Origin of the sequence: Streptomyces hazeniae (genome assembly GCF_031845485.1) — a bacterium.
Taxonomy (GTDB): Bacteria; Actinomycetota; Actinomycetes; order Streptomycetales; family Streptomycetaceae; genus Streptomyces; species Streptomyces hazeniae.
On the sequence record NZ_JAVREQ010000049.1, the window covers coordinates 1 to 10,182 of the forward strand.

12 protein-coding genes and 1 pseudogene are annotated in these 10,182 nt (G+C 65.7%); 1 reads left to right on the forward strand and 12 read right to left on the reverse strand.

Annotated features, from left to right (window positions below; all coding sequences use genetic code 11):
- Window positions 1-208 precede the first annotated feature (208 nt).
- The 9 genes from RM572_RS28310 to RM572_RS28350 all read right to left on the reverse strand — a co-directional run bounded on the left by RM572_RS28310 (window position 209) and on the right by RM572_RS28350 (window position 6,915).
- Window positions 209-478 (reverse strand): hypothetical protein, encoded by a 270-nt coding sequence (locus RM572_RS28310; protein ID WP_311676230.1) that lies wholly within the window; start codon window positions 476-478, stop codon window positions 209-211.
- 22 nt (window positions 479-500) lie between these two features.
- Window positions 501-1,055: a hypothetical protein gene (locus tag RM572_RS28315; RefSeq protein ID WP_311676231.1), complete on the reverse strand. Its 555-nt coding sequence runs from the start codon at window positions 1,053-1,055 to the stop codon at window positions 501-503.
- A gap of 611 nt (window positions 1,056-1,666) precedes the next feature.
- Window positions 1,667-2,158, reverse strand: a complete 492-nt coding sequence (locus tag RM572_RS28320; protein WP_311676232.1) for a hypothetical protein — start codon at window positions 2,156-2,158, stop codon at window positions 1,667-1,669.
- A gap of 232 nt (window positions 2,159-2,390) precedes the next feature.
- Window positions 2,391-3,158, reverse strand: coding sequence for a transposase family protein (locus RM572_RS28325; RefSeq protein ID WP_311676238.1), 768 nt, complete (start codon window positions 3,156-3,158; stop codon window positions 2,391-2,393).
- Window positions 3,159-4,178: 1,020 nt separating this feature from the next.
- Window positions 4,179-4,622, reverse strand: coding sequence for an META domain-containing protein (locus RM572_RS28330; RefSeq protein WP_311676233.1), 444 nt, complete (start codon window positions 4,620-4,622; stop codon window positions 4,179-4,181).
- Window positions 4,623-4,836: 214 nt separating this feature from the next.
- Window positions 4,837-5,268: a S1 family peptidase gene (locus RM572_RS28335; RefSeq protein ID WP_311676234.1), complete on the reverse strand. Its 432-nt coding sequence runs from the start codon at window positions 5,266-5,268 to the stop codon at window positions 4,837-4,839.
- 39 nt (window positions 5,269-5,307) lie between these two features.
- A complete protein-coding gene (locus RM572_RS28340) occupies window positions 5,308-5,805 on the reverse strand; it encodes a transposase (protein WP_311676239.1) in 498 nt (165 codons plus the stop codon).
- 42 nt (window positions 5,806-5,847) lie between these two features.
- Window positions 5,848-6,258 (reverse strand): hypothetical protein, encoded by a 411-nt coding sequence (locus RM572_RS28345; protein ID WP_311676235.1) that lies wholly within the window; start codon window positions 6,256-6,258, stop codon window positions 5,848-5,850.
- 291 nt (window positions 6,259-6,549) lie between these two features.
- On the reverse strand, window positions 6,550-6,915 hold the full coding sequence (locus RM572_RS28350; protein WP_311676240.1) for a transposase: 366 nt from the start codon (window positions 6,913-6,915) through the stop codon (window positions 6,550-6,552).
- A gap of 253 nt (window positions 6,916-7,168) precedes the next feature.
- On the opposite strand from RM572_RS28350, the gene RM572_RS28355 reads away from it, so the two are divergent.
- The gene (locus RM572_RS28355; RefSeq protein ID WP_311676236.1) at window positions 7,169-7,852 is read left to right on the forward strand and encodes a hypothetical protein; all 684 of its coding nucleotides are present in this window, start codon (window positions 7,169-7,171) and stop codon (window positions 7,850-7,852) included.
- 209 nt (window positions 7,853-8,061) lie between these two features.
- Here RM572_RS28355 and RM572_RS28360 read toward each other — a convergent pair whose 3' ends face one another.
- The 3 genes and pseudogenes from RM572_RS28360 to RM572_RS29800 form a co-directional block, all read right to left on the reverse strand.
- Window positions 8,062-8,988, reverse strand: a complete 927-nt coding sequence (locus RM572_RS28360; protein ID WP_311676237.1) for a hypothetical protein — start codon at window positions 8,986-8,988, stop codon at window positions 8,062-8,064.
- 94 nt (window positions 8,989-9,082) lie between these two features.
- Window positions 9,083-9,883 (reverse strand): S1 family peptidase, encoded by an 801-nt coding sequence (locus RM572_RS28365; RefSeq protein ID WP_311676241.1) that lies wholly within the window; start codon window positions 9,881-9,883, stop codon window positions 9,083-9,085.
- Window positions 9,884-10,050: 167 nt separating this feature from the next.
- Window positions 10,051-10,182, reverse strand: a pseudogene (locus tag RM572_RS29800) (IS481 family transposase); the annotation flags it as partial.

The following is a 10,182-nucleotide window of genomic DNA, read 5'->3' on the forward strand; positions in this document are numbered from 1 at the left end:
GACGCCCCGTCGTCGGTAAGTGCGGCTCCAGTCGGGCCCACTCCGCATTACTCAGATCACCCCGCCCCATGCCGAGCACAACGAGCCATCGACCCGACAGTCACATGATCCGCCGGACAGGCCCTAGTCCTGGAGATGCTCGCCGGACCGGTCCTCCCGAAGCTACGGCGAAGCGAAAACAGCGCTATGTAATCAGAGTGACGCTCGGTCACGGATTGCGGGGCGAGGTCCGGGCCGTGTAGCCGGCTCCCTCGAGTTCGGCAGTCAGGTCCGCGTACGCGCGCTCGGCCACCTCCGGGCCGTGGCCGTCGCGCGGCCGCCACCACACCGAGACTCGCTGCGGGTTCTCCTGGCGTGCCTTGAATCCGGTGGTGCGTGGCGACTCCGTGAAGGGTCGGCCGCGGCCGACCTTGGCGGTGCGCTGCCGCACGGTCGGCAGACGGTGGGAGACGGCGGCCGGCGACACCCTGGCCCTCATCCCGGCCAGCGGGCGTCCACTTTCACGCGGCCGGCTCCTGCTGCTGGGCGCTCCAGGTGGCGTCGAACCAGGCCAAGAAGTCCACGACGCTGCCGACCTTCGCGATACGCGTCTGCACTGCCCTCTGGTCGTGCCCGGAGGCGAAGTCGCGGCGCACGACTGTCTCGCCGCAGCCGCAGGCGCACAGGCCGGTGTCGTGCTCGGAGGCGACGTAGCCGATCGCGTTGCGGTTGCCGACGACATCGGCGGGGGTGGGCTTGCCCACGTACGCGTCGTGGACAGGGTGCCCGGCGGCCAGCACGCGGCCGGTGAGAGCGCGGCGGCCGTCGTTGTCCGCGGACGTCTGCCCGTCGGAGGAGCCGACGGAGTCGATGGCGACGGCGGCGCGCACGATGCCGTCGGAGGAGAACAGTGCGTACCGCTCGCGGTCGGAGCGGGCGCCGAGCACCCAGCGGCCGCGGTTGACCTCGTACACCTCGCGCTCGGACATCTGCGGGTGCCAGCCGTTGAACGTGCGGCCCATCGGGCAGGTGGCGGGGTCGAGTTCGCGGGTGCCGTTCAGCGTGATGTGCAGCATCAGGTGTTCCTCGGTGAGTCGGGGTCAAGGGCGGTGCGGATGTGGTCGGCGGCTGAGGGGCCCGAGGCTCCGGATGGCTGGCGTCGGCGAGCTGGCAATCGGCCTTTCGCAACCGGCGGGTGCGGCGGGACAGGCACGGGCAAGTGCTCGGTCATGGGCGGCGTCCTCCTCAACAGCGCGGTCTTGTGCCAGCCGTTGCGCGCGGGCGGTCTCCAGCTCTTCAAGCGAGGCGTACAGGGTTGGCCAGTCCGCCGTCGGAGTCAGAGCCTCGGGCGGGAGCCCGCCGAACATCGTGGTGGACCTGATGCCGAGGTGTTCGTGGCCCACCACGGCGAGCCAGCATGCACACAGGCGCCAGGCGTTCGTGGTGCCGGGCTGGTCGAGGTGGCGCCACTTTGGGCGCATGTAGGGCGGCCTCGTCGCCGGGCCGGCCCCTCGCCCTGCGGAGCATGCCCATGTCTTCGTCGGTGAAGGCGCTCAGGTCGGTGTCGGTCCGCCAGGGGCACCGTGTGCAGGGGTAGGTGCGGTGCTCGCGCGGTTCGTCGGGGGACAGCTGCACCGTACGGCGCAGTGGGGTCGCCCCCGTGCTGGCCTCTTCGGGAGATCCTTTCTTATTCGGTCTCCAGGGCGCGCGCGGCTTCGCGCCCCAGTTCGTCGGCGGCCTCCCGCAGTCGGCGGTCTCCGTCGGTCAACGGGCCGGCTGGCACGGGAGGCACGTAGGAGGTCACGATGTCGGCTGCCTTCTCCATGCACTGGGCGTAGAGGTGTCGCAGCAGGTACTCAACGGACGTCTCCCCTGCGGCGGCGAGGATCTCGCGGGCCACTGAGCTGTCCAAGACGCTGGCAGCGCTCGGGACCGGTGTGAGTGCGGACTCGGCGGGGGAATCGCGTTCCAGGACGTATCCGCTGCGGCGCCGCCTCCCGTTAGCGGTGATCGGGCTCTCGTGAAGGTCCTTGACGAGGATGCGGCGCGGGCGTTTCCCGGTGGCAGCGTCGACCACCTCCGCCCGAGCGTCGCCGTCGGTGTACGCCTCGATCCGCACGCGGATGCGTTCGCGCGGGTCGCAGTGGCGGTAGGTCTGTCCCGGGCGAACGTACTTCACGGGCGCCTTCTCTCTGTGGTTCGGAGGCCGGGAGCGGGCCGCCTGGGTTCGGGACGTCGTCGTCGGGTATGGCGGACGACGTCGAGGAGGGCCGGCAGTCGAAGGGGCTTGTACGCAGGGGGCCGAGGTGCCGGCTCCGGGGAGGGTCGCATCGCACTCCTGCGGCAATACCCCGATAGGCAGAGCTGTAAGGCTAGTAGAGTATCTGGCTGACGGTGTGCTGATTTCAACCTCAGTTTGAGCAGTTCAGGTGCAGGGTCAGGGCGGCTTGGACGAGGCTGGTGATGCGGGTGGTGCTGCAGCGGAGCTTGCGCAGGAGACGCCAGGTCTTGAGGGTGGCCATGGCCTGCTCGACGAGTGCGCGGATCTTCGCGTGGGAGCGGTTCACGGCCTGCTGACCTGCGGACAGCTTTGCCCAACGGCCCCAGTAGGGCACGCGTATAGTGCCGCCGGCGCCCCGGTATGCCTTGTCGGCCCAGCACCGCACGCCCGCTTCGGTCAGGGCGTCGATGATGCCGTGGGTTCGCGCGGCCTCGATGTCGTGGACTGCTCCGGGCAGGGCGGGCGAGGCCCACAGCAGGCGCCCTGCCGGGTCGGTGACGACCTGGACGTTCATGCCGTGCTTCTTGTGTTTCCCGGAGCAGAAGGGCCGGTCGGCAGCGATGCGGTCGATCGGCAGCAGTGTGCCGTCCAGGATCACGTACGCCTTGGTGGAGGCGGTCTTCATCGCTTCGGCGAGGGTCGGTGCGAGGACGTCGAGGACGTCGAGGACGTCGATGGCCTCGGCGATGTACCGGTAGGCGGTACCGACACCGAACCTGGCGGCGAGTTGGGCGTAGGTGTGGCCGGAGCGTAGGTGCGCGATGACGAGCAGGGCCTGGCGGCCCGCGCTCAAGCAGCGCCACCGTGTTCCGCGCTCCCGGCGCCGGGTTCGCAGGCGGGTGGACAGGTAGCGCAGGGTCGAGGTGGACACATCGATGCCGGACGGGTAGACAAGCACGCGGAAGCTCCTGGTGGGGCAGGTGATCTTGACCGTGAACCCGTCTACCAGGAGCTTCTTCACGTCCGGCCACCGCCCCCTACGACACAACTGCCCAGCCACCCAACCAGGTTGGAATCAGCTCCGGTGCCCACTCGACACCCTTGGATGTCTTCCACGGCCCGGACTGTCAGCCCAGCTGCACTGACCACCGTCCGTTTGCGGGCAACTTCGCATACCGTCCGGAACCCTCAGCCGTCAATCACCGTGGCCACTGCACGAAAGCTGAGCCAGAACCCGAAGTCGTGAACAAAGCCACGAGGCAGAAGTCAAGGAATGCCGCCAGCTGCTGCATACATGTGCCCTCGACTCGAGGCACTTGCCGGACGCACTGCTCGACGTCCTCACCTCGGGCTTGCGCGCCAGCGATCGCGTGATCCGCGACAGCCTCGCGCGGACCTCCTCCTGACGCGCCGCCGACCCTACGGCGGCGGGGCACGCTACCGCAGACAACGCGATCGTATCGCCGCAGGGAGTACCGCGTTTCGCTGCGCAGGTGGCGGACTCGCCGCGGCTGTGCGCAGCGGCCACTTGCGGAAGTACTGCTAACGGTGACCGACACAACGCCACGCCATGAGAGGGACGGGTAGCTGCGTAGGTCAGAAGCAGGAGCGGTTGTCGACGCATTCCGGGAACGACCGCGGGCCTTCGATCGCGCAGATGTTGATGACAGGTAGGAACAGCCACGCCGCTGTAGAAGGCTTCGGACTGGACCGTTGGGGGATGTGCGTGAGGGATGGTCCCCTTCATGGACAGAAGTGTTGTCCTCGACGAGGTGGCTGTCGTTCTGGATCAGCGGACGGCGGGTAGGACGTCGGCTGGCCTTGTGGGCCGGGCGACGTGGAGGGATGCGGAGGGGTCCTGGCCTCAGCCGCTGAGGACCGACAGCGCTCGGGTTCATGATCCGGACTCGCTTCATCCGTCATTCACCTGAACGACCCTGCGCAGCACTCAAGTTGGCAAAGGCTCAGCGCCTGCCACCTATTTCACTATGAGACGAATTACGCCTTCCTCGCGCGTCAACGTCAGCTCGGACTCCTTCGATATTGCATACTGGAACTCTCCTTTAAAAATCTTGAAGAATTTCCCTTCAAAGCGATGACCGGGAATGCAGCTTGCGGTTGTCTTCGATAGCTCGGATACGGATATCGCATGTGCGGCGATGGAAACATCCGCACTGAATCCGTTGCAGCCGACGTTGCCCTTCACCGCACCAGAGGAGAAGGTTACGTAGGTTTCTCGTTCCGTCGGAGCCTTGAGTGTTTCGCCGTCAAAGGTAATAGTTTGAGGAGTCCAGCGTCTTTGCAGTTCGGTTGTGTTGCCTCGCTGGCCTCCGGCATTGGTGGCCTCCCCACAGGAACTGGCAACGGTTGCGATGACGGCGACACTTACGGCAGATGTCAGGATCTTACGTATCTGATTCATGCACATCAAGCTAGCCAGGTGATTCAGGTTGTGTCTAGGTGAGTGCAAGCATCCTAGGCTACTGAGGGGAAAGTTCAGCTCCCGCTCACCGGGAGTGTGCGAGAGGCTTGTACGTTCTTCGATCGGGCCTTGGAGGGCTTCGGGGAAGGAATCTTCGACCTCACCCGACCCTTCGGGTGTGTCGCCCATGACCGAACGGCAAGATGGAAGGAATTTAGTAAACTTCAGCGTTGTACCAGTCGAGCGCTTCGTTCACATGCTGAAAGAGGCTGTAGCACTCCCCGGTCGAATATGTGATGTGACCCGATTGAATTCCGAGGGCGGCATCCGCGTGATACAGAGGACCCCCGCTGTCGCCTCCCTGTGAGCAGAAGCTCGTCGACACGAGGTTGTAAACCGGGCCGTCCGAATAGTGAGCTGCTATGCCCAGGCTTCGCACGTGACCGCACACCTTTCCACTCCGGTATCCGCTACGGCATATGAACTCGCCGACGTACGCGTCTCGTGAGTGAGTTATGTCCTGGAAGGTGCTGTCGTGCTCATAGACGTTTCCCGGCTCGTCGATGGCGGCAGCATAATGCCGAACTAGACCGAAATCCTTTCCAGGGTAATATCCGCCAGCGTCGTAGCCAACGTAGCGTTCCATGTTGGTGAGCGACTCTGTCGGGGATCTTGTACGCGCGGCTCATTTGCCTTGTCGCCACCAGCACTCCCAGGTCAGGGCGCGGGCATCGAGGTACTGCTGGAAGCTCGTGGGGCGTCGGGGGCGGTGCGGGTGGCGAGTTGTGCGTGAGGCGAGGCGTTCGATGTTGATGGCGATGCCGGTCAGGACGTGTTGCACGTGTGTCTTGCGGTGGCCGTTGTAGCGGCTGCGGCGGGCCCGGTGTCCGTTGATGAACTCGCAGAGGGTGCCTTCGACTCCGGACCGGGTGGCGTAGAGCCGTCTCCACTGGGAGTCTTGCTGGTCTGCGCGGGTTCGGGCTTGGAGTTCGTGCAGGTGGCGGGGGAGGAAGTTCACTGTGCGGGCGGCGGTGCCACGGGTGCAGGCGGACCGGTCGGGGCACGGGTCGCACTGGTGTGGGTGGAACCGGGCCACGGTGTAGGGCGCCATGGCTGGTGGCTCGAGCCAGATGTGGCTGGTCTCGCCGTTGGGGCAGGTGACCTGGCGCTGGTCGAAGTCGATGGTGAAGTCGTCGCGGGTGAAGCCGGTCTGTTCCTTGCTCTGCTATGCACCACTGGTCTTGACCGGGCCGACGACTTCGACCTGGTGGTCGCGGAGGGAGCGGTGCAGCAGCGAGACGGATAGGTAGCCGCCGTCGAGCAGGTGCTGCCGGTGCAGCAGCCGGCGGTCACTCAGTCGGGTGTGGATGCCGGGGAGGGCCTCGGCGTCCCGGGTCGGCCTGGTGGTGGCGATGTCCGTGATCAGGTTGGCCTGTGACTCGCCGGTCTCGCAGGTCTCGGTGACATGGACCAGATAGCCGCTCCAGCGGGTGTTGCCCCGGATGGCCCGGCGGGCTTCGCGGTCGTAGGGCGAGACGATCCGCAGGGCCCCTTTTGGCTGTCCGTCCTTCTCGGTGCGCGGGCGTAACCCGCCACGGGCGTCGAGGAGGAAGTCCTGTACGACGATCTGTCGCAACGCTTCCACGCGAGGCACACGCCGGTTGTGCGCACACGCTCCAAGAGCATGCGGGCGTCCGCTCCCGCCTGCTTGAGCCGCGTGGCTGGGTGACTCGGCTGGCTGGGGAGTCGGACCGGACGCCCGTAGCGGGTGGCCCACTCGGCGTCCACCAGGCTGTCGAGGATGTCAGGGGCCTGCTGGGCGGTTTTCTCCAAGGCCGCGCGTACTGCTTCGAGGACCAGCTCCAGGCGGGTGAGGTCCCGCGCGGCGGCCAGGACGTGGGTGGAGTCGGTGCGCTGCCTCCCGCGCTCAGTGACCATGCCGGCATCGCGCATCCGTGCCAGCGACAGGGAGAGCAGCTGGTCCGCGCGGTCGTCCTCGCACAGGCCGATCGCGGAAGTCCGTCAGCACACTGTGGTGGAATCCCGGATCGTCCAACTCCAGGGCCAGGGCGTACTTGAAGTCGATACGGCACCGCACCGCCTCGGCCGCCTGCCGGTCGGAGAGGTTGAGCAGGAACTGAAGGACAGAGACCGTGGCCAATTGGGCCGGGGAGAGTCCGGGGCGGCCATCACGTGGGTACCAGGAAGCGAAGTCCCTGTCGTCCCATAGCCAATCGAGGCGATCACGTACCCACATCGCCGTGGTGCCGCTGGGGTTGCTGGCCCGCGCCATCTGGGCTGTGAGCTCGGGAACTACCGCACCGGACCGGGGAAGAACGGACACTGATCACCTCAGGAAGACGGAACTGCGCAGGACCGTCCGAAGTGTTCCAAGCACCACCAGCACCCGTCCCGAGAACACCAAGATCCCCGACAGAGTCGCTCACTGACTGCCTCGCCCCCGGCAGCAGGCAGCAGGCAGCAGGCAGCACCAGGGCACTCTGCTGCGCATCCCGCCGCCACTTTATCGAGAGGTAGCTCATCGGGTGGCCGCCCTGCGTCAACCCCACGGACGCCGCGAGCCATGGAGACAACTGCACGAACAGCAGCAGGCCGTACAGACATATCTGGCGCATGGCAGTAGCGACGGCTTCCTGCGTGCTTACGTGGCTGCCGATCCACAGATCTACGAAGAATTTGACCAACTCGATTCACCCGTACGCTACGACAAGCTGACTATCATCCTTGGGCGACTTCATCAGGCTCATCTCTTGCCGGAGGAGTTCCGACGACGGGCGATTGACCGCATGAAAGAGATAGCCGTCTCGAGCCCAGACGCCTCCTGGATTGACGACGAGGACTGGCAGCTCCTCCTCACCGATGCGGACCGCGAAGCGCTGTTCGAGCATGTGCTCCGCAGACTCGTCCCCTACCTGGAAATCCGTGTCGAGAACTGGGCTGCAGAGTCCAGCGGCGACGTGGGCGACGCTGAGGTCGAGAACGCCTTGCGGTCGTATGAAGAGGCATTCAAGGAGAGACAAGACACCAAAGACACCAACACAGCCTCAAGAAATTTCTGGGCAATCGACAGTTACCAGCAAATGCGCCCAGAGCCGGAGGAAAGCGCCGACGACTGGACTCCCAAAAACACCAGCCTTCGCGAACGGCTGCTACAACTCCGTCAGTCTTCCGGAAACCAACGCAGCCTGTTCGACGACATCAACCAGTGATCAGCCGCCGATCATCATCCTGAAACGGCTGCAGGCAGTGGCAGACTTCGCAGCCCCTTTCAGGCGGCGATCGGCCTTCTTCGCCGCTCATCGTCGGCGATATTCGGCCCGCCCTCGCGCAGCATCGTGCCGGAGACGCACAAGCCCGGGATGGAAGCCGAGGTCGACTTCGGGGATGTGACCGTGCGGCTCGCCGGCGAGTTGGCGACCTAGCCTCTTGCCTGGGCATACCGCACGGGCCGGCCTGTGAAAGCGTCGAGCAGCACACGATTGTCCAGTGGAGCAGCCAGGTCCACTGTCACTTCGTCCTCCAGGCCCACCGACTGACAGGCCCCCTGCTGTGTGCCGGTCACCGCTGCCCAAAGCACGACGCTGCCGTCAGTCTCCAGAGCGTCCATCTCCAGGCCGTCGTCGCAGGCGCCGTGGAGGGCGGCCACTGTCACTGACCGGCCGTCGGCAGCCACGTCCACTAGCCTGCTGACAGGCTCCAGCAGATCGTCGGGCACCTCGTCACGTGGACCGAAGGGCTCGAGAGGTGACAATGGTGCCTCCGATGCCTGGACGGCCGCCCGCTTCAATGGGGTCTCGTAGCCTTTGAGGGTAAACAACCAGGCTGGCACCGTCGCCGGCCCCCGACTGGTCCTCAGTGCCATCTCACCCAGTTCCACCTCAGTCACCGTGAGGTACGGCGGGTCAAAACTGCCGTTGCGATCCAATGTCTCGTACACCGCCCCAGCGCCCAGCAGCGGACGTTCCAGCGAGCTACCGTCCTCCCACCTCACCCGTCCCTCCCGGTCCTTCGCGGCGGGCAACTCGCCGCGAAGAACGAAGTTCTGCCTCGCGTAGGCTCGTTTGTCGGCAAGGCTACGAAGACCCTGCTTGGGCAGCTGGACCTCGGCTGCCATCGGGTAGTAGCCCTCACGCCACCGCACGGCGGCTTTGGAGCCGTCCCACGCCTCTGCCACCTGGCGCGCACGCTCATCCCTCCGAGACCTCTGCTCGGCGTCGCGCACCGCCGCATCGCGGTTTCGTCTGTCGCCGGCTGGCTCGCTGCTGCAGCCTGCGACGGCTCCGGTGCCGATCAGCAGGAAGAATGTGACGCATACTCCGGCAGTTCGTGCGCCGTTCCAACGCATGGGGTCTCCTCGGCGACAAGGTGGGAAGAGGTGGTGGCTCTGTGACGTGATGGTGTGGGGCCGGGTTCCTGCAGGCCCCACACCATCACCCGTGTCAGTAGACGCTGAGTTCCGGGTGCTCGACATCTAGGACCCTCTGCACTGGGGTGTGCCAGCTGACGCGGTCGTCCTGTCCGTCGGAATCTCCGCACGGCTGCTTGACGTAGTTGCCGCCGGAAACGAGGCCCAGGGCCGCGTCGCCGGCGAACAAGGGGCCGCCGCTGTCTCCGTTGACGCTGCAGTGACTGGTCTTGATCATGTTGGTGAGCGTGGTCCCGTCGCTGTAGGTGACGGTTGTGACCGGCTGCAGCACCATGCCGATCAGGTCCTGGGTCATGGTGCCCACTCGCTTTGCCGTCTCCCCGTCCGTCACGTACCGGGACCGTGTGATCTGCGAGGCTGAGCCGTCCTTGTACTGCACCATGCCCAGGGCGCGCACGTCCGGGTTCTTGTACTCGATGAGTCCCCAGTCCCCCGTGTCGTCTTCCCCGTTGTCGAAGTCGCCGGACCTCACGCCGAGGTAGATGCTGCCGTTGCGCCGATACCAGGTGGTTCCACCGGTCATGCAATGCCCGGCGGTGAGGAGGTAGCGCTTACCAGCGGAGTTCGTCACGTTGAAGCCCGCACTACACACATACGAGTCGTTGTGGATGCCGATGCCTCCGCGTACGTCGTAAGTTCGCTGCAGAGTCCCTCCGCGTTGCTCCACGCGGACTGCGTCTCCTTGGGCGGCGGCCACTCGCCGGATGCGGGCTTCGTCGGCCGCGGACACGTCGTCGTACATCTCTATGACAACCTGGTTGCTGCTCGGGTCGATGCCCCATGAGGTGTTGGGTATACCGGCCAGCTTGTCCATCTCGGCGTGAGCAGAGGCGAGTTCGCGGGAACTGTGGACGACGAGCTTCGGCGTGCCGCCTGCAGCACGCACCGACTCTGCGGCTGCCCGGTCGGTGACCGCGACTGTCAGCCGGCCTTCCCCGTTGTAGAAGACGCCGCCGGTGCGGTCGTCTCCGATTTCGCTAGCTAGCTGTATTGACCCGGAGCGTTGTTCACACGGCTGATCGGTGGCTGGCCGCCGAGTGCGGTGTGGCAGCGGTGGTGGTTGTAGGTGTGCAGGAAGTCTTGCAGAGCTGCGGTCCGCTGCTCGTTGCTGGT